The following is an 18,647-nucleotide window of genomic DNA, read 5'->3' on the forward strand; positions in this document are numbered from 1 at the left end:
TCACCCTCGTTCCAGGTTCGAATGTGCGACGTCGACGAGCACGTCGTCGCCGTCGATGGTCACTGCGTAGGTGGGCACCGGGTCGATCGCCGGCAGGGTCAGCGCCTTGCCGCTGGCCAGGTCGAACTGGGACCCGTGCAGCCAGCACTCGATCTTGCCGTCCTCGACCTCGCCCTGCGAGAGCTGTACGTCGGCGTGCGAGCACTCGTCGCGCACCGCGTAGACGCGCTCCCCGGCGCGCACGACGCACACCGGCACGCCCTCGATCTCGGTGCCGAGCGCCGTGTCGTCCTTCAGGTCGGCCAGCGCGCAGACCCGGTGCCAGCGAGGCACGGCCGCGGAGTCGGCGGCGGAGTCTGCGGCGGCGCTCATGCGCCCACCGTCTCGGCCCCGGCCGGCGTCGCGGGCTCGTCCTCGGCCGGCGTCTCGCCCAGCCGGGCCGCGACCGACGCCATGATCCGGTCACGCAGGTCGGCGACCTCGATGCGGTCGATGACCTCGGCGAAGAAGCCGTGCACGACGAGCCGGCGGGCCTCGGCCGGCGGGATGCCGCGGGACTGCAGGTAGAACAGGGCCTCGTCGTCGAAGCGGCCGGTGGCGCTGGCGTGGCCGGCCCCGACGACCTCCCCGGTGAGGATCTCCAGGTTGGGCACCGAGTCGGCGCGGGCGCCGTCGGTGAGCACCAGGTTGCGGTTGAGCTCGTAGGTGTCGGTGTCGACCGCGTCGGCGTTGATGACGACGTCGCCGATCCACACCGAGTGCGCCCCGTCGCCGCGCAGAGCGCCCTTGTAGGTCACCCGGCTGCGGCACGACCGCGGGGTGTGCGTGACGAGCAACCGGTGCTCCTGGTGCTGGCCGGCGTCGGTGAAGAACACGCCGTTGAGCTCGGCGTCGCCACCCGGGCCGCGGTAGTCGACGGTCGGGCTGAGCCGGACCAGGTCGCCGCCGAGGGTGACGGTGAACGAGCGCAGCTTCGCGTCGCGGCCGATCGAGTAGGCGTGCGCACCGACGTGCACCGCGCCCGCGTCCCAGTCCTGCAGGGACACGAAGGTCAGCGAGGCGCCGTGGCCGACGTGGACCTCGACGTTGCCGGCGTAGGTGGCGCTGCCGGTGTGGTCGAGCACGACGGTGGCCGACGCGAACGGGCCGATCTCGACGAGCAGGTGACCGTAGGCGACCCCGGCGGCGGTGCCGGCCGCGGCCCGGGGGCTCTCGCCGTGCAGGTGCACGACCACGGGCTCGGCCGTGGCGGCCTCGGCCGGGATGGTGATGGCCGTGGCACCGCCCGCCCGGGCCAGCGCGAACGCGGCGACCCGGTCGGCGGGCGTGTACGACCGGCCGATCCGCGGGTCGGCGGCGTCGAGCTGCTCCACGGCGATCCCGGCCGGCGCGGAGACGGTCACGGAGACCTTCCCGTCGGCGTCCGGGCCGGTGAGCAGGCCGCGCAGCCGGCGCAGCGGAGTGAACCGCCACGCCTCCTCGCGGCCGGTGGGCACGTCGTGGTCGAGCGGGTTGCGCGATCGCACCGGGCGGGGCACGGCTCCGGAGGCCATCGGGGGGCGCCCGGTGGCATCGATGACGACCATCAGCCGACCGCACCTTCCATCTGCAGCTCGATGAGCCGGTTCAGTTCGAGGGCGTACTCCATCGGCAGTTCGCGGGCGATGGGCTCGACGAAGCCGCGCACGATCATCGCCATCGCCTCCTCCTCCGACAGGCCGCGGCTCATCAGGTAGAAGAGCTGGTCCGCGCCGACCTTGGAGACGCTGGCCTCGTGGCCGATGGAGGCGTCGTCCTCGCGCACGTCGACGTAGGGGTAGGTGTCCGAGCGGCTGACGGTGTCGACGAGCAGCGCGTCGCACTTGACCGTCGACCTCGACGCCGCGGAGCCCTCGTTGATCTGCACGAGGCCGCGGTAGGAGGTGCGGCCGCCGCCGCGGGCCACCGACTTCGAGATGATCGTCGACGACGTGCGGGGCGCGGCGTGCACCATCTTGGCGCCGGCGTCCTGGTGCTGGCCGGCACCGGCGAAGGCGATCGAGAGGACCTCGCCCTTGGCGTGCTCGCCGAGCAGCCACACGGCCGGGTACTTCATCGTCACCTTGGAGCCGATGTTGCCGTCGACCCACTCCATGGTGGCGCCCTCGTGGCAGGCGGCCCGCTTGGTGACCAGGTTGTAGACGTTGTTCGACCAGTTCTGGATGGTCGTGTACCGGCAGCGCGCGTTCTTCTTCACGATGATCTCGACGACCGCCGAGTGCAGCGAGTCCGAGGAGTAGACCGGCGCGGTGCAGCCCTCGACGTAGTGCACGTAGGCACCCTCGTCGACGATGATCAAGGTCCGCTCGAACTGGCCCATGTTCTCGGTGTTGATCCGGAAGTAGGCCTGCAGCGGGATCTCCACCTGCACGCCCGGCGGCACGTAGATGAACGACCCACCCGACCACACGGACGTGTTCAGCGCGGCGAACTTGTTGTCGCCGACCGGGATCACCGAGCCGAAGTACTCCTGGAACAGCTCCGGGTGCTCACGCAGGCCGGAGTCGGTGTCCAGGAAGATGACGCCCTGCTCCTCGAGGTCCTCACGGATCTTGTGGTAGACGACCTCGGACTCGTACTGCGCGGCGACACCCGAGACGAGGCGCTGCTTCTCCGCCTCCGGGATACCGAGCTTGTCGTAGGTCGCCTTGATGTCCTCGGGCAGGTCCTCCCACTCGGCGGCCTGCTTCTCCGTCGAGCGGACAAAGTACTTGATGTTGTCGAAGTCGATGCCGGAGAGGTCTGCGCCCCAGGTCGGCATCGGCTTGCGCTCGAACAGCCGCAGCCCCTTCAGGCGTAGGTCGGTCATCCACGACGGCTCGGACTTCTTCGCCGAGATGCCGCGGACGACCGCCTCGGAAAGGCCGCGCTGGACGTCGTCGGCGTAGGCGTCGGTGTCAGCCCAGCCGAACTTGTAGGAACCAAGGCCTTCGAGGGCGGTCTCGGCAGAGGTTGTCATAGGGCGGAACCCTCCGAAGACGGGGACGGTGGACAGGTCGGGGGCGCGGGTGCGGGGTCCCGGTCGGACACGGGCGGCTGCGACCCGCCTACGCGGAACCCGCCTTCGCGGGACCCGCCAGCACGGAACCCGCCAGCACGGGACACGTCCTGGTCGGACGGACCATGCGGATCGGGTCCCGGCGCCGCGCCCACGGGAATGTGCGTCGTGCAGACGCCGTCGCCGTGGGCGATCGTCGCCAGGCGCTGCACGTGGGTGTCGAGGACCCGGGCGAGCGCCGCGGTCTCGGCGTCGCACAGCGCGGGGAAGCGCTCCGCGACGAACTGGACCGGGCAGTGGTGCTGGCAGATCTGCAGGCCGGTCGGCAGCTCCGAGACGCTGGCCGTGTAGCCGGCGGCCGTCATCGCCTCGGCCAGCGCCGCCGGCCGATCGGCCGGCTCCGCCGCGACGACCGCGGAGCGCACCCGACGCTCCAGGTCGGAGGCCCGGCCCTCGGCGAACTGGCTCACGGCCGAGGGCCCGACGACCTCCGCGAGGAACCTCAGCGCGCCGGCCGCGAGATCGGAGTACGCCGTCGGGCCGGCGCGGTGGCCGGCCTCGGTGAGGGCGTAGCGCTTGGCCGGACGGCCGCGGCCCCGCGGCTCGCGGGACCGGCTCTCGGTCGGGGTGATGATGCCGTCCCCGACCATGGCGTCCAGGTGCCGGCGGATGCCCGCCGGGGACACGCCGAGCTGCCGGGACAGCTCGGCCGCGGTGGCCGACCCGCCCTCCAGCAGCAGACGCACGACCCGGTCGCGGGTGCGGCCGTCGGCCGTCCCGCCCGAGGCATCGTGGTCGTTTTTCACAACGCTAGTGTGCCCTATTTACGGGACGAGGTCGAACCGAGGGCCCCCGATCAGGTCCACCCCGAGGCGATCTCCGTCACAGGACCTTCCGTCGCAGGGCCTTCCGTCACGAGCTGTGCCGTCCCGAGCCGTGCCGGTGCCGGTCGCACTCCGGCTCCGCACAACATCTACCCACGGCTGATAGGCGGTCGGCCACCGCTGGCGGCGTGATGCCAGACTTGCGGCACCACCGGGCGGGTCGTCCCTGCGGACGCCCATCCCCCGGCGGACCTCGGACGGGGAGGCGGCGGACGGATGCGGGCTCGACCACGGTGCGGCGCGATCGGGCGGACCCTGCTCGGGCTCGGCCTGCTGCTCGCGCTCGGCGCGGCCGCGGCCTGCGGCGGCGGGGGCGAGAAGACCAACGGCCTGGAGAAGCTGCCGGCCGCCGAGGTCGGCTCCCGCGCGCTCACGGCGCTGCGCTCCGCCCCCGGAGTGCACGTGGTGGGCAGCGAGGAGGATCCCAGCTCCGACTCCCCCGGCCGCTACGACCTGGTGATGTCCGCCACGACGACCCGGGGCACCATCGAGGAGTACGGCCAGCGGACCCAGCTCGTCAAAATCAACAACGACACCTACGTCCGCCGCGGCCGCTCCTTCTACACGGCGACGGGCGACGGCGACGCCGCGGACCTGCTCGCCGACCGGTGGGTCCGGCTCGCGCCCGCCGACGCCGCCAAGTACAGCTACTTCACCCTCGGCAAGCTCAGCGACTCCCTGGGCAGCTACCTCGTCGGGCTCACCGGCGACGTGCGGCGGGAGAAGGTCGGCGACGCCCGGACGGTGCGGGCCGCGGCCCCCGACGGCACGGCCTTCGTCGTCGCGAACACCGGCCCCACCTACCCCCTGCGGATCACCGTCGCGGGCAGCTCCACCAACCAGATGACCTTCGACGACTTCGGGCCGACCGCCGCCGTCACCCCGCCCGGCTCCGCCGTCGACCTGTCCAGCCTCGGCTGACCGCCGCCCCGGCAGACCACCCGCCTGCACTGACCGCCGTCTGCGCTGACCACCCGCCTCGGCTGACCACCCGCCTCGGCTGACCGTCGTCCGCGCCGCCCGGCGTCCGGGCATGGCGCCATGCCCGATCCCGCGGATTGCGGCAAGATCGGCGGGACGGCGCACACAGGGCGGGAGGCGACGATGGGCACACCGGCGCGGGGCAGCGTGGTCGCCGCGGTCGACCAGGGCACCACCGGGACCACCGTCTGCCTGCTCGACCGGGACGGGACGGTCGTCGGGCGCGGCTACACCGAGATCCACCCCCGGTTCCCCCGGCCCGGCTGGGTCGAGCAGGACCCCGACGAGCTGTGGCGCAGCGTCGTCGACACCGTCGCCGCGGCGCTGGTCGACGCCGGTCGCCGCCCCGCGGACCTGGCCGCGCTGGGCATCACCAACCAGCGGGAGACCACCGTGCTGTGGGAGCGGTCCTCCTCCGCCCCGGTCGGTCCGGCGATCGTCTGGCAGGACCGGCGCACGGCCGCGCGCTGCGAGCGCCTGGCCGCCGACGGGCACGCGGGCGTGGTCGGCGCCCGCACCGGCCTGGTCCTCGACCCGTACTTCTCCGCCACGAAGATCGGCTGGATCCTGGACCGGGACCCGGTGCTGCGCCGGCGGGCCGGCCGCGGCGAGATCGCCTTCGGCACCGTCGACTCCTGGCTGGTGTGGAAGCTGACCGCCGGCGCCGTCCACGTCACCGACGTCACCAACGCGTCCCGGACGCTGCTGCTCGACCTCGCCGCCGCGGCCTGGGCTCCCGACATGCTGGACCTGTTCGGCGTGCCCGCCGAGGTGCTGCCCGAGGTGGTGCCGAGCTCCCGGGTCTACGCCGAGACCGACCCGGACGCCTTCCTCGGCGTGCGGATCCCGGTCGCCGCCGCCGTCGGCGACCAGCAGGCCGCCCTGTTCGCCCAGGGCTGCGTCGAGGCGGGGCAGGCCAAGAACACCTACGGCACCGGCTCGTTCGTCCTGGTCAACACCGGGACGGCGGTGCCGCCGCCGCAGTCGTCGCTGCTGCGGACCATCGCCTACCAGCTCGACGGCGAGCCCGTGCGCTACGCCCTGGAGGGCGCGATCCTGTCCACCGGCGCGGCCGTCGGCTGGCTGCGCGACTCCCTCGGGGTCATCCGGGACGCCGCCGAGACGGCGCACCTCGCCGCGTCGCTGTCCGGCAACGACGGCGTCTACTTCGTCCCGGCGCTGACCGGCCTCGGCGCGCCGCACTGGGATCCACGCGCCCGCGGCACCCTGCTGGGGATCACCCGCGGCACCGGCCGGGCGCACCTGGCCCGCGCGGTGCTGGAGGGGATCGCCTACCGGACCCGCGACGTCGTCGAGGCGATGGCCACCGCCGGCTTCGCCGTGCGGGAGCTGCGCGCGGACGGCGGGGCCGCGCGCAACCCGTGGCTCATGCAGTTCCAGGCCGACATGCTCGGCGTCGACGTCGACGTGCCCGACAACATCGAGACCACGGCGCTTGGCTCGGCGTACCTGGCGGGCCTGGCCACCGGCTTCTTCACCGACCCCGCCGCGCTGGCCACGCACCGGCGCAGCGAGCGGCGCTACCACCCGGCGATGCCGGCCGCCCGGCGCGACCGTGCCTACCGCCGGTGGCGCTCCGCCGTCGACCGCGCCCGCGGCTGGGCCGACGACCTCGACGACACCGACGACCTCGACGACCCCGACGCACCTCGCTGACCTGCTTCAGCGATCGACAAACGGGCGCAGGGCCGGCCGCCGCGCCGCCGGTTTCACCCCCGACTGCCATCACGACAAGGGGCGCAAGTCGGTCACCTAGCGCCACTTCTACGGCGGTGCGGCCCCGAGATCTGCTGCACCCCGCATTCACGGGAGCACGCCAGGGCCACATTCCCTCGCGCCTTCTTGGTCGAACCGGCTGTCAGGCGCACCGATGCCTGACAGGCTGTCACTGGGGGCGGTTGGCGTCTCCTGTCGACCTGACCCGGACGGAGACCGTGACCGAGGCGGACTACGCCCTGGAGCTCGGGCGCCGGCTTCGCGCGGCGCGCAACCGGCGTGGCATGTCGCTGCTGGATGTCCAGGAGCGCACCCACGGCCGGTGGACCGCGGGAACTCTGGGGGCCTACGAACGAGGCTCCCGCACCCTGCGGGTGCACCGGCTCGTCGAGCTCGCCGAGTTGTACGACGTTCCCGCGACCCTGCTGGTCCCGCCGGCAGCCGACCGCCGTGACGTCGACCACCTTCCCCCACTCGTCATCGATCTGCGCCGACTGCGCAAACTGCCGCCGACCCGGACCGGCCCGCTGCGACGCTGGATCGCGATCGTGCAGGTCCTGCGCTCGGACAGCTCCCGCGACATCCTGCGGCTACGCCGCTCCGACCTGCAGTCCCTGTCGCGCCTGTACAGCACGACGCCGTCGATGCTCTATGAACGGCTCGGCGCCTGGGGCGCGTTGGTGGAGCCGGGCGAGCCGGTGGCGGTCGGCGCACGGCGCCGCGTCCTGCCCATCCGGCCGCCGCAGCAGCGAAGTTGAGGGTGTCCGACCGGCGGGTCGGCTCCGAGGNGGCAGGNACCGACCCCCCTTCCCCCCGGTCGGATCCGTAGGATCGCCAGGTGGCCGAGATCCTGGCAGTCAGCGTCAATGGCCTCGTGAAGACCTACTCCGCGCGATCCATTCCCTCCCGGTCCGGGACCGCGCGCGGCGAGGGCTCCCGGGGCCCCGGTCGACGTGGCCGCCGCAGCTCCGCCGCGCCGGCTCTGCGGCCCGCGCCGTTCGCCGAGGTCTCGACGACGCCCGCCACGCTCGCGGCGTCGGCGGGGCGGGCAGCCTCCCCCGATGGCCGGATCCGCGCGGTCGACGGCTTGTCGCTGGGCGTCCCGGTCGGCTCGGTGACGGCGCTGCTGGGCCCCAACGGCGCCGGCAAGACGACGACGGTGGAGATCTGCGAGGGCTTCCGCCGGGCCGACGCGGGCGAGGTCCGCATCCTGGGCCGTGACCCGATCGTGGACGCGGTCGCCCTGCGGCCCCGGGTCGGCGTGATGCTCCAGGCCGGCGGGATGTACCCGGGCGCCCGGGCCGGGGAGATGCTGCGGCTGGTCGCCGCGCACCATCGCCACCCGCTCGATCCCGCGGCGCTGCTGGACCGGCTCGGTCTGACCGACTCCGCCGGCACCCCGTTCCGCCGGCTGTCCGGCGGCCAGCAGCAGCGGCTGTCGCTGGCGATGGCCGTGGTCGGCCGCCCCGAGCTGGTGTTCCTCGACGAGCCGACGGCCGGGCTGGACGTCGCGGGTCGGCGCACCACCTGGGAGCTCATCGAGGAGCTGCGCACGGCCGGCGTCACCGTCGTGCTCACCACCCACGCGATGGACGAGGCCGAGCGCCTCGCCGACCAGGTGATCATCATCAACCGCGGTCGGGTCGTGGCCGTCGGCTCGCCCGCGGAGCTCACCCGCGGCGGCGCCGAGGGCCAGTTGCGCTTCCGTGCCCCCACCGGCCTGGAGCTCGGCAAGCTGCTGCTCGCGCTGCCGGACGGCACCACCGCCCACGAGGGACCGACCGGGCACTACCTGGTTCAGGGCACGGTCGACCCGCAGCTGCTCGCCGCGGTGACCGCCTGGTGCGCCGGCAACGGCGTGCTCGCGGAGGATCTCCGGGTGGAGCAACGAACGCTGGAGGACGTCTTCGTGGAGCTGACCGGTTCGGAGCTGGGCTCATGACCGCCACCGACGCCGCCGGGCCCGGCACCCGGGGACCCGCTGGCCGGGGCCGCGCCGGCCTGCTCGACCTGCGCCCGGCGCCGGCGGCGGCCACCCGCGCCCGGATGTTCGCCGCGCAGACCCGACTCGAACTGATCCTCACCCTGCGCCGCGGCGAGTCCGTGCTGCTGACCATGATCATACCGGTCGGCCTGCTCGCCTTCTTCACCGCCGTGGACGTGCTCCCGAGCGACACCGAGAAGTCGGTGGACTTCCTCGTCCCCGGGGTGCTGGCGCTCGCGGTGATGTCGACCGCGTTCACCGGCCAGGCGATCGCCACCGGCTTCGAACGCTCCTACGGGGTGCTCAAGCGCCTCGGCGCGACGCCCCTGCCCCGCTCGATCCTGCTCGCCGGCAAGACCGCGGCGGTGCTCGCCGTCGAGGTCATCCAGCTCGTCCTGCTGGTCGCGGTCGGCTTCGCGCTCGGCTGGGATCCCAGCGGCGGGGCGGGCGCCGTGCCGTCCGTGCTGGCGCTGCTCGTGCTCGGCACGGCCGCCTTCTCCGGGCTCGGTCTGCTCATGGCCGGCACCCTGCGCGCCGAGGCGACGCTTGCCGCTGCCAACGGCGTCTACCTGCTGTTGCTGCTGATCGGCGGGGTGGTCTTCCCGCTGTCGAAGCTGCCCGGCTGGCTGCGGGCGATCGCCGAGGTGCTGCCCACCGCCGCACTGTCGGACGGGCTGCGCGACGTCCTCGCCGACGGTTCCGGCCCCGGGGTCCGCAACCTGGTCGTGCTCGCGGTGTGGGCCGTGGTGACCCTGGGCCTGGCCGCCCGCACCTTCCGCTGGGAATAACCGACCGCCGCGCATGACCCGGCCGCCGCGCATGACCCGGCCGCCGCGCATAACCGACTGCCGGGAATGACCCGATCCCCGCGTATGACCCGACCGGGCGGCCCGGCGTCCGACCGGCGAGTCGTGGGCGCACCGGGCGTTACTATGGCACCCGTGCCAGCTTCTACAACGCGTCGGAGATTGCCGCTCGTCAGCCGGCGCGCGTTCCAGGTCGTCACCGCGCTCAACGTCTTCGCGCTGTCCCTGATCGTGGTCAGCGGCGGAGTCGTCCGGCTCAGCGGCTCCGGCCTGGGCTGCCCGACGTGGCCGCAGTGCGGCGACGGCTCGTTCACGCCGCACTCCGAGTACGCCCTGCACGGCGCGATCGAGTTCGGCAACCGGGTCGTCGGGCTGGTCGTCGGGCTGGTGGTGCTCATCACCCCGATCATGGCGCTGCGCCTGCGCGACGGCCGCCGCCGGGACCTGACCCTGCTGTCGTTCGGCCTGTGGCTGGGCTACCTCGGCCAGGCGGTGCTGGGCGGCATCACGGTCCTGACGAAGCTGAACCCGACGACCGTCGCCGGCCACTTCCTGCTGTCCATGGTGCTGCTGTGGAACGCCGTCGTCCTCGACCGCCGCGCCCGCCAGGGCGCCGGCGCGGTGACCCCGGCGGTCGCCCCCGCGCTGCTGTGGCTGGCCCGGCTGCTCGTCGTCGTCTCGGCCGGCGTCCTCGTCCTCGGCACGGTGGTGACCGGGACCGGCCCGCACAGCGGCGACAGCGAGCACCCCGCCCGCTTCGGCTTCGACATCGTCAACGTCTCCCAGCTCCACGCCGACGGCGCGATGCTGCTGACCGGCCTGGTCGCGGCGATGGCGTTCGCGGTGCGGGTCACCGCCGCCCCCGTGGCCGCCCGACGCGACTCGCTCGTCCTGATCGCCGTGGTCGTCGCGCAGGCCGGCATCGGCTTCGCCCAGTACTTCCTCGGCGTCCCCTCCGGCCTCGTCGCCCTGCACATGACCGGCGCCACCATCATGTGGGTCGTCGCGCTGCGCCTGTGGCTCTCCATGGTCACCCGCCCGGCCCTGGCGACCGCCGGCGCGGCGACACCGACCGACATGGCGACACCGACCGACGCGGCCCCGGCATTCGTGGCGCCGGCCTCGCCGGCCCAGGTCGCCGCGCCCGTGCCCGGAGCAGGGGCCCAGCCCGCTCCGGCAGAGGCCCCAGGGACGCCGGGCCGCCAGCCCGTCGGCGCGCCCCGCCCCTGACCGAGGACCGCACCGGGTACTGACCGGCCGACCGAACGCGCCTGGTACTGACCGGCCGACGGAGCGCGCCCCGACCGTGTGGGGCCCGCGCCGTCAGGAATAGGGGGCGGACGGGCGGAGGTTGGGCACGCACATGACCATCACGCCCTTCGACCCGCGGGTGCTGCTCGCGGAGAGTCGACTCGGTGTCCTTGCCACGATCAAGGCCGACGGCCGTCCTCAGCTTTCTCCCGTCCAGCCCTACTTCGACCGTGAGGCGGAGGTCCTCTACGTCTCGATGACCGAAGGGCGAGCCAAGACGGCAAACCTGCGTCGGGATCCGCGCGCCACCCTGGAGGTCACCAGCCCGGACGGCCGCGCCTGGGCCACCGCCGAGGGCACGGCGACGCTCACCGGACCGGGGACGGACCCCCGCGGCCCCGAGGTCGAGGCGCTGGTGCACTACTACCGCAGCGCCGCCGGGGAGCACCCGGACTGGGACGAGTACCGGTCGGTGATGGTGTCCGACCGCCGGGTGCTCATGAGAATGGCGGTCGACCACGTGTACGGCGAGAAGCTGGGCTGAAACCCAGGTCCGTCGACCGAAGGCCGGACGCCTCGGGCAGGGCGGTGCGGCCGGGCCGGACCGCTGAACCGTCCAACCCACGTCACGCCGGCATGCCCCGACTCCGATCGTGGGAGAGGTCGTCGCCCTCTCTCGTGCCTCGTCGAGCCAACCCAGGTACATCCTCCTGTCGAGCACTGTAGGTGTCGGTTCCCGTACTGGAATGGTCCGGTGTGGGTGCGATGGGACACTGAACAGATGATCGGCGGGGGCGGGTCGGCTGACGGGGATGGCGGTTGGGACTTCTTCGTCTCCTACACCGCGGCGGACCGGGGCTGGGCCGAGTGGATCGCCTGGACCTTGGAAGAAGCCACCTACCGGGTCCTGGTCCAGGCGGGGGACTTCGCCCCGGGTCGAACTGGGTCGGCGGGATGCACGACGGGGCCCAGCGCGCGACGCGGACCATCGCGGTGCTCTCCGACGCCTACACCCGCTCGGTCTACGGCCAGGCCGAATGGCAGGCGGCGTGGGCCGCGGACCCGTCCGGGGCGGCCCGCAAGCTTCTCGTGACGCGGGTAGCCGACTGCGACCGGCCGGGACTACTCGCCCAGGTGGTCTCCACAGACCTGTTCGCGCTCCCGGAGGGACAGGCGCGGGCGGAACTGCTCCGCGCGGCGGCACTGGCCCGGTCCCCGGTGGCCGGGCGAAACCACGCGACGCACCACCGTTCCCGCCTGACGGGCGGGCGGTGCAGGTCCGCCCGTCGTTCCCCGGCGGCCGGCCGGACGTGTGGAACGTCCCCCCACGGCTGGCCCACTTCACCGGCCGAGCCGACCTGCTCGACCAGCAACTCACCGACGAGGGCACGGTCGCGGTCTGCGCCCTGCACGGCCTCGGTGGGATCGGGAAAACCGCCCTCGCCGTCGAATACGCCCACCGCCACTCACACAGCTACGACCTGGTCTGGTGGATACCCACCGAAGATCCACAGCTCATCCCCGGGCACGTGTCCACCCTCGGCGTGCACCTCGGCGTGCACCTCGGCCTGCCCGACGGCGCGGACTGGTCCGCCGTCCTCGACGTGCTCCGGCGCGAACGGCTGCGCTGGCTGCTCATCCTCGACAACATCGGGGACCGGGCCCTGGTCGGCCCGTTCCGCCCGACCGATCATTTCGGCCGGCTGCTCGTCACCTCGCGGCGCGCCGGCCTCGACGGCTTCGGAACCCAGATCGCCGTGCCCGAGCTCCCCCGACGCGACGCGGTCGACCTGCTCACCCGGCGGATCCCCGCGCTCGCCCCCGGGACGGCCGGGCGGATCGCGCAACTCCTCGGGGACCTGCCCTTGGCCGTGGAGCAGGCCGCCGGCTACCTGGGCGAGACCGGCATGCCGCCCGACGACTACGCCCAGCTCCTGCGCGGGCGGCTCGGGGACATGCTGCACCGCGGGTGGGTGCCCGACCGGCCCGGCATCACGATCGCCAACCTGTGGGACCTCTCCCTGGCACGGCTGCGCGCCGACCAGCCCGCCGCGGTCGGTCTGCTGGAACTGTGCGCGGCGTGCGCCGCGGAGGCCATCCCCCTCGACCTCTTCAGCGACAACATCGACGAACTACCCGCCGGCCCCCTCCACGACGCGGCGGCCGATCCCCTGGCCTGGGCGGACACGGTTGGCGCGCTCGTCGACTACGGGCTCACCCGCCGCGACGGGCCCACTCTCACCGTGCACCGGCTCACCTCCGCCGCCGTCCGCACCACGATGACCCCCGACCAGCACACCACCACCGACGCCACCCTCATCCACCTCCTGCGCGCGACCCTGCCGGCAGGCATTGCCGGGCACCCGGAGAACTGGCCCCGCTGGCGCACTGTGCTTCCCCACCTCCGCACCGCCCTCGACCGCCACTCCGACCAGGACGGATCAGACGAGAACCTCACCCGGGACCCGACCACCCTGACACCCTGACCAGCCGCCACAACCTCGCCGGCGCCTACCGGTCGGTGGGACGCCTCGATGAGGCCATCGCCCTGCACGAACAGACCCTCACCGAAAGCGTGCGTGTCCTGGGTCAGGACCATCCAGTCACGGCAACGATCCGGGAGAATCTGGCGGCCGCCCGAACCGCACGCACCGGCTGACTGCTGACTGCTGACAGCTCGCAGACGGCGCCGTCCGTCCGGTAAGAACGGCCGAGCCGTGGCCTCGTGCCGTTGTGCTTTCTGGCGCCTCGTCCGGAGAGGTCGCAACCCGAGCGAACAGTTCGCCGCGGCCTGGTCTGCGGCGAGACGGCTGATCATTTCTGCGGGAAACGCTGCCGGTGGGACCGCGAAGTGTTCCGCGGAACCCGAGCGCCCCCGAAGGCCAGACGCGCCGGCCGCGGGTGTGCGGTCGGCGCGTCTGGGGAGTCGGATCGGTGGGATCCGAGGCGGAGCGGGGGTCAGACGACGGCGGTGACCGCGATCGCGACGAACAGCAGCGTCAGGTAGGTGATCGACATGTGGAACAGACGCATGGGGCGGGGATCGTCGCCGCGGCGGGTCCGGCGGTCGATGCGGTGCGCCTCGGCGAGGAACCAGGCGCCGACGACCACGGCGGACACCAGGTACACCGGGCCGGTGTGGGCCACCGGGACCAGCGCGAGCGAGGCGGCCACCATCGCGTACGAGTAGCCGAGGATGCGCCGGGTCACCACCTCGACGGGGGCGACGACGGGCAGCATCGGGATGCCGGCCGCGGCGTAGTCGTCGCGGAACTTCATCGCCAGCGCCCAGAAGTGCGGCGGGGTCCAGAAGAACACCACGGCGAACAGCAGCANCGCCGACCAGCCCACGGTGCCGGTGACCGCGGACCAGCCGATGAGGACCGGGAAGCAGCCGGCCGCGCCGCCGATGACGATGTTCGACGGGGTACGGCGCTTGAGCCCGAGGGTGTAGACGAAGACGTAGAAGGCGATCGCGCCGTCCGCGAGCAGCGCCGACGGCCAGTTCACCAGCAGGCCGAACATCAGCGTCGAGACGATGCCGATGGCGATGCCGAAGACGAGCGCCTCGGTCGGGGTGACGGTGGCACGGACCAGGGGGCGCCGCTTGGTGCGGGCCATGACCTGGTCGATGTCCCGGTCGACGTAACAGTTGATCGTGTTGGCGCTGCCGGCCGCCAGGGTGCCGGCGACGAGGGTGACGGCGATCAACCAGAGCGAGGGCATCCCCCGGTCCGCGAGCATCATCACCGGCACGGTGGTGATGAGCAGCAACTCGACCACGCGCAGCTTCATGAGCGCGACGTAGGCGCGGATCTTCGCGTTCACCGCGGCGAACCCACTCGCGACGGGCGGCACCGCGGCGGCGGGCGCCGCGTGGGCGGCCGCCGTGCCGTTCGACGCCGCCGTGGGGGAACCGGAGCGATGGGTCGCCGTGGGAGAACCGGAGCGGTGGGTCGCTGTGGGGGAAGCGGTTCCGTTCGAGCCGGACGTGCCGTTCGAGCCGGACGTGCCGTTCGAGCCGGATCCGACGCGTGACGCGGCGGTCGAACCGTGGGGAATCACCGTCACGTTCGACATGACGGCGCCGACCGGGGAGGCCGCCGTGCCGTTGGACTTCGCGGTGCCGTTCGACTTCGCGGTGCCGTTCGAGACCGCGACCCCGTTCGAGACCGCCGTGCCATTCGAGACCGCGATGCCATTCGAGACCGCGACCCCGTTCGAGACCGCCGTGCCATTCGAGACCGCGACCCCGTTCGAGCGGCCGGTTCCGGCGGGCTTCGCGACACCGTTCGAGAGTCCGACCCCACCGGAGATCGCGCTACCGGTGGGTGTCGCGTTCGCGGGGGACGGCATGGCTGCCTCGGTCGGTGCGGTCTCGGGGCGCGGGGCGTCCGCGGGGTCGGGGGCACCCTGGGCCGGGACATGGTCCGGGGCAGGCGGGAGCGTGGTTGCGGCGATCACCGACGGAGAGGTGCCCGACCGCACCGGTCCGCGTGTGGTGACGTGCCGGCGACGAAGGGCGGCCTCGGTAGACAGAGCGACCTCGCGATCGGCGGGATCGGCGGACGACCCGCACTGTACGGAGCCCCGGGGACGGAGCGGACGGTGTTCTACGACGTGTCGGAGTCTAGCCGCCGGATTGGGGCGCACGCGCGGCGGCCGCACCCGCACCGGGCAGCGGACGGTGCGGTCTGGATCACGTCGCCGGTCGCGCGTCCAGCCGGCCGGGCCACCGGACGGGGTCGTCCCGCCCGCGGCCCAGGCCCGGCGTGGTGTGTCTCACGAGTGCCGTCCTGCCAGTTCACGCCGGGTGTTCTTCCAACCGCTACCCGCGCGTCACAGAGCCGAACAGATGGGGATCAGACTGGAACCAGACTGGGATGGAGCCGGCGCGACGGGGTAGTGCCCACAGGGGTGCACCCGGCGGGCGTCAGGTCGGAGCCGGCCTGCGCCGCGCGCCGGTCGGCGGCGCACCGGAACCGATTCCCGGCGACGGGCATCACCGGCACCGAGAACGGCTTGACCTGTTGTGGACGTTCACCGCCCGCGGAGAGGAACCAAAGCCTGATGAGCAACCCCCTGTCCGAGCTCTCGGCCGCCGGAGTGGCGGTCTGGTTGGACGACATCAGCCGGGACCGGCTGCGCACCGGCAACCTCGCCGATCTGGTCGCCAACCGCAGCGTCGTCGGTGTCACCAGCAATCCGACGATCTTCCAGAAGGCGATTGCGTCCAGCGACCTGTACAACGAGCAGCTACGCGACCTGAAGGTCCGCGGTGTCGACGTCGGCGAGGCGGTGCGCGCGATCACCGCCGCGGACGTCCGTGACGCCTGCGACGTGCTGCGCGGCGTCTACGACGCCTCCGGCGGGGTCGACGGGCGGGTGTCCCTCGAGGTCGACCCCCGCCTGGCCCACGAGGCCGAGCGCACCGTCGCCGAGGCCCGCGCGCTGTGGTGGCTGGTGGACCGGCCCAACCTGTTCATCAAGATCCCGGCCACCCAGGACGGGCTGCCGGCGATCACCGAGACCCTCGCTCAGGGCATCAGCGTGAACGTCACGCTGATCTTCGGCCTGGACCGCTACGACGCCGTCATCGAGGCGTTCATCGCAGGTGTCGAGCAGGCGATCGAGGCCGGCCGGGACGTCAGCGACCTGGCCTCGGTCGCGTCGTTCTTCGTCAGCCGGGTCGACTCCGAGGTCGACGCCCGGCTGGAGAAGATCGGCACGCCGGAGGCGAAGGCGCTGCACGCGAAGACGGCGATCGCGAATGCCCGGTTGGCCTACGAACGGTACGAGAAGGCGTTCGCCACCCCTCGGTGGCAGGCGCTGGCCGCGCAGGGCGCGAAGCCACAGCGGCCGCTGTGGGCGTCCACCTCGACGAAGGACCCGTCCCTGCCGGACACGATCTACGTCTCCGAGCTGATCGCGCCCGGCACCGTCAACACCATGCCCGAGGCGACCCTGCAGGCGTTCGCCGACCACGGGACGGTCCGCGGGGAGACCATCCGCCCGTACTACGACGACGCCCGTGGCGTGTTCGCCGCGCTGGCCGCCGTCGGCGTGGACCTCGACGACGTGATCGAGACTCTGGAGACCCAGGGGGTACAGAAGTTCGAGGACTCGTGGAACCAGCTGCTCGGCACCATCGCGCAGCAGCTCGGCAGGTCCGGTTCGGACGGCTAGCCGGCACGTCCCGCGTCGTGAGCATGACCCCGATCGGCCGGGTGACCGGGCCGGTCCGCGGCCGTGGTGATCGTCTCAGCGTCCGTCGTGGACAGGCGACGGTCGCAGGTGAAACAACCTCGGGTAGACCGAAGCGAGAACGAAGGGGGAACGGGTGGCGCCCACGGTGAGATCCAACCCGCTGCGGGATCCACGTGACCGCAGACTGCCCCGGCTGCCGGACGCGAGCGCCCTCGTGGTGTTCGGTGCGACCGGTGACCTGGCCCGCAAGAAGCTGATTCCCGCCGTCTACGACCTGTTCAGCCGCGGGCTGCTGCCGCCTGGTTTCGTGCTGCTCGGTTTCGCGCGCAGGGACTGGTCGGACGGCGATTTCGTCGATTTCGCCCGCGAGTCCGCCGAGAAGGGCGCGCGCACCCCGTTCCGGGACGAGGTCTGGGACCGGCTGGCCGGCTCCGTCCGCTTCCTGCAGGGCTCCTTCGACGACGACGCGGCCTTCGACCGGCTCGCCTCGACGCTGGAGGACCTGGAGCGCTCGCACGGCATCGGGGGCAACGCCGCGTTCTACCTGTCCATCCCGCCCTCGGCGTTCCCGGTCGTGCTCAAGCAGATGCAGCGCACGGGCCTGTCCTCGGCGCAGGACTCGGGCGGCTGGCGCCGCGTCGTCATCGAGAAGCCGTTCGGGCACGATCTGGCCTCGGCTCGCGACCTCAACGCCCTGGTCGACGACGTGTTCACCCCGTCGGGGGTGTACCGGATCGACCATTACCTGGGCAAGGAGACGGTGCAGAACCTGTTCGCGCTGCGGTTCGCGAACAGCCTGTACGAGCCGATCTGGAACTCGCAGTTCGTCGACTCGGTGCAGATCACCATGGCCGAGGACGTCGGCATCGGCACCCGCGCCGGCTTCTACGACGAGACCGGCGCCGCCCGCGACGTGCTCCAGAACCACCTGCTCCAGTTGCTCGCCCTCACCGCGATGGAGGAGCCGGTCAGCTTCGGCCCGGAGACGATCCGCACCGAGAAGCTCAAGGTGCTGCGCGCCGTCTCGCTGCCCGACGACCTTGCCCGCTTTGCCGTGCGCGGCCAGTACGAGCAGGGCTGGCTCGCCGGGGAGCGGGTTCCCGGCTATCTCGACGAGAAGGACATCCCGCCGGGCTCCCGAACGGAGACGTTCGCCGCGGTACGGCTCGGCATCGAGACCCGCCGCTGGGCCGGGGTGCCGTTCTACCTGCGGACCGGCAAGCGGCTACCCCGACGGGTCACCGAGATCGCGATCGTGTTCAAGAAGGCGCCGCACCTGCCCTTCGACCACACCGACACCGCCGAGCTCGGCAACAACCAGCTCGTCATCCGGGTGCAGCCCGACGAGGGCGTCACCCTGAAGTTCGGTTCCAAGGTGCCGGGCTCGGCGATGGAGGTCCGCGACGTCGCGATGGACTTCCTGTTCGGCGAGGCGTTCACCGAGGCGCTGCCCGAGGCCTACGAGCGGCTCATCCTCGACGTGCTGCTCGGCGACGCGACGCTGTTCCCGAACAACGCCGAGGTCGAGGAGTCCTGGCGGATCGTCGACCCGCTGGAGGAGTACTGGGCGAACACGACCCCGCACCGCTACCGCGCGGGAAGCTGGGGGCCGGCGGCGGCCGACGAGATGCTCGCCGCGGACGGCCGCCGGTGGCGGCGGCCGTGAGCGCGCCCGCCCACCGGCGCCCGGCCGGCCATCACGGCGTGCACCCTCCCGTCGACCGAGGCTTCCCGTCGGCCGGCGGCCCACTCCCGCGGAC

At 72.8% G+C, this 18,647-nt stretch carries 16 protein-coding genes and 2 pseudogenes; 12 read left to right on the forward strand and 6 right to left on the reverse strand.

Annotation, left to right across the window (positions count from 1 at the left end):
* The 4 genes from FF36_RS09935 to FF36_RS09950 are packed head-to-tail and all read right to left on the reverse strand — an operon-like array spanning position 1 to position 3,843.
* On the reverse strand, positions 1–372 hold the full coding sequence (locus FF36_RS09935; RefSeq protein WP_044884721.1) for a non-heme iron oxygenase ferredoxin subunit: 372 nt from the start codon (positions 370–372) through the stop codon (positions 1–3).
* Complete coding sequence (gene sufD, locus FF36_RS09940) at positions 369–1,586, reverse strand: Fe-S cluster assembly protein SufD (RefSeq protein WP_044884722.1); 1,218 nt, start codon at positions 1,584–1,586, stop codon at positions 369–371. The genes FF36_RS09935 and sufD overlap by 4 nt, the downstream gene beginning before the upstream one ends.
* Positions 1,586–2,998, reverse strand: coding sequence for a Fe-S cluster assembly protein SufB (gene sufB / locus FF36_RS09945; RefSeq protein WP_044884723.1), 1,413 nt, complete (start codon positions 2,996–2,998; stop codon positions 1,586–1,588). Before sufB ends, sufD begins: the two co-directional genes overlap by 1 nt.
* A complete protein-coding gene (locus tag FF36_RS09950; protein ID WP_044884724.1) occupies positions 2,995–3,843 on the reverse strand; it encodes a helix-turn-helix transcriptional regulator in 849 nt (282 codons plus the stop codon). The genes sufB and FF36_RS09950 overlap by 4 nt, the downstream gene beginning before the upstream one ends.
* 294 nt (positions 3,844–4,137) lie before the next feature.
* On the opposite strand from FF36_RS09950, the gene FF36_RS09955 reads away from it, so the two are divergent.
* The 10 genes and pseudogenes from FF36_RS09955 to FF36_RS40730 all read left to right on the forward strand — a co-directional run bounded on the left by FF36_RS09955 (position 4,138) and on the right by FF36_RS40730 (position 13,339).
* Positions 4,138–4,842 carry a hypothetical protein gene (locus tag FF36_RS09955; protein ID WP_044884725.1) on the forward strand — a complete coding sequence of 235 codons (705 nt, stop codon included), beginning with the start codon at positions 4,138–4,140 and terminating at the stop codon, positions 4,840–4,842.
* Between the two features lie 183 nt (positions 4,843–5,025).
* Entirely contained in the window at positions 5,026–6,579 is a 1,554-nt protein-coding gene (gene glpK / locus FF36_RS09960) for a glycerol kinase GlpK (protein ID WP_044884776.1), read from the forward strand.
* Positions 6,580–6,857: 278 nt separating this feature from the next.
* Positions 6,858–7,397 carry a transcriptional regulator gene (locus tag FF36_RS09965; RefSeq protein WP_044884777.1) on the forward strand — a complete coding sequence of 180 codons (540 nt, stop codon included), beginning with the start codon at positions 6,858–6,860 and terminating at the stop codon, positions 7,395–7,397.
* An 80-nt stretch (positions 7,398–7,477) separates the two neighbouring features.
* Positions 7,478–8,581, forward strand: a complete 1,104-nt coding sequence (locus FF36_RS09970) for an ABC transporter ATP-binding protein (RefSeq protein ID WP_044884726.1) — start codon at positions 7,478–7,480, stop codon at positions 8,579–8,581.
* The gene (locus FF36_RS09975) at positions 8,578–9,411 is read left to right on the forward strand and encodes an ABC transporter permease (protein ID WP_044884727.1); all 834 of its coding nucleotides are present in this window, start codon (positions 8,578–8,580) and stop codon (positions 9,409–9,411) included. The genes FF36_RS09970 and FF36_RS09975 overlap by 4 nt, the downstream gene beginning before the upstream one ends.
* A gap of 144 nt (positions 9,412–9,555) precedes the next feature.
* Positions 9,556–10,659 carry a COX15/CtaA family protein gene (locus FF36_RS09980; RefSeq protein ID WP_044884728.1) on the forward strand — a complete coding sequence of 368 codons (1,104 nt, stop codon included), beginning with the start codon at positions 9,556–9,558 and terminating at the stop codon, positions 10,657–10,659.
* A gap of 133 nt (positions 10,660–10,792) precedes the next feature.
* Complete coding sequence (locus FF36_RS09985; protein WP_044884729.1) at positions 10,793–11,224, forward strand: PPOX class F420-dependent oxidoreductase; 432 nt, start codon at positions 10,793–10,795, stop codon at positions 11,222–11,224.
* 237 nt (positions 11,225–11,461) lie between these two features.
* Positions 11,462–11,808: pseudogene (locus tag FF36_RS37600) on the forward strand (toll/interleukin-1 receptor domain-containing protein); the annotation flags it as partial.
* Between the two features lie 143 nt (positions 11,809–11,951).
* Positions 11,952–13,166, forward strand: coding sequence for an FxSxx-COOH system tetratricopeptide repeat protein (fxsT, locus tag FF36_RS37605; protein ID WP_052681031.1), 1,215 nt, complete (start codon positions 11,952–11,954; stop codon positions 13,164–13,166).
* Complete coding sequence (locus FF36_RS40730; protein ID WP_422615083.1) at positions 13,163–13,339, forward strand: tetratricopeptide repeat protein; 177 nt, start codon at positions 13,163–13,165, stop codon at positions 13,337–13,339. The genes fxsT and FF36_RS40730 overlap by 4 nt, the downstream gene beginning before the upstream one ends.
* 299 nt (positions 13,340–13,638) lie before the next feature.
* Here the strand turns inward: FF36_RS40730 and FF36_RS37610 are convergent.
* Together FF36_RS37610 and FF36_RS37615 are read right to left on the reverse strand one after the other, a co-directional pair.
* Positions 13,639–14,015, reverse strand: a 377-nt coding sequence (locus tag FF36_RS37610) for a UbiA family prenyltransferase (RefSeq protein ID WP_242422415.1), incomplete at its 5' end; no start/stop codon positions are given.
* Between the two features lies 1 nt (position 14,016).
* A pseudogene (locus FF36_RS37615) lies at positions 14,017–14,508 on the reverse strand (heme o synthase); the annotation flags it as partial.
* Positions 14,509–15,750: 1,242 nt separating this feature from the next.
* On the opposite strand from FF36_RS37615, the gene tal reads away from it, so the two are divergent.
* Both tal and zwf read left to right on the forward strand, forming a co-directional pair.
* Complete coding sequence (tal, locus tag FF36_RS10000; RefSeq protein WP_044884730.1) at positions 15,751–16,866, forward strand: transaldolase; 1,116 nt, start codon at positions 15,751–15,753, stop codon at positions 16,864–16,866.
* Positions 16,867–17,020: 154 nt separating this feature from the next.
* Positions 17,021–18,553: a glucose-6-phosphate dehydrogenase gene (gene zwf, locus FF36_RS10005; RefSeq protein WP_044884731.1), complete on the forward strand. Its 1,533-nt coding sequence runs from the start codon at positions 17,021–17,023 to the stop codon at positions 18,551–18,553.
* The last annotated feature ends 94 nt before the right edge of the window (positions 18,554–18,647 follow it).

This window comes from Frankia torreyi, assembly GCF_000948395.1.
Lineage (GTDB): Bacteria > Actinomycetota > Actinomycetes > Frankiales > Frankiaceae > Frankia > Frankia torreyi.

What these genes read in the sequence shown, in the direction of transcription:
- sufD (WP_044884722.1), bottom strand. Translation starts at nt 1,586, where the DNA reads ATGGTCGTCATCGATGCCACCGGGCGCCCCCCGATGGCCTCCGGAGCC.
- glpK (WP_044884776.1), top strand. Translation starts at nt 5,026, where the DNA reads ATGGGCACACCGGCGCGGGGCAGCGTGGTCGCCGCGGTCGACCAGGGC.
- FF36_RS09955 (WP_044884725.1), top strand. Translation starts at nt 4,138, where the DNA reads ATGCGGGCTCGACCACGGTGCGGCGCGATCGGGCGGACCCTGCTCGGG.
- FF36_RS09975 (WP_044884727.1), top strand. Translation starts at nt 8,578, where the DNA reads ATGACCGCCACCGACGCCGCCGGGCCCGGCACCCGGGGACCCGCTGGC.
- sufB (WP_044884723.1), bottom strand. Translation starts at nt 2,998, where the DNA reads ATGACAACCTCTGCCGAGACCGCCCTCGAAGGCCTTGGTTCCTACAAG.
- FF36_RS09980 (WP_044884728.1), top strand. Translation starts at nt 9,556, where the DNA reads ATGGCACCCGTGCCAGCTTCTACAACGCGTCGGAGATTGCCGCTCGTC.
- FF36_RS09935 (WP_044884721.1), bottom strand. Translation starts at nt 372, where the DNA reads ATGAGCGCCGCCGCAGACTCCGCCGCCGACTCCGCGGCCGTGCCTCGC.
- FF36_RS09985 (WP_044884729.1), top strand. Translation starts at nt 10,793, where the DNA reads ATGACCATCACGCCCTTCGACCCGCGGGTGCTGCTCGCGGAGAGTCGA.
- tal (WP_044884730.1), top strand. Translation starts at nt 15,751, where the DNA reads ATGAGCAACCCCCTGTCCGAGCTCTCGGCCGCCGGAGTGGCGGTCTGG.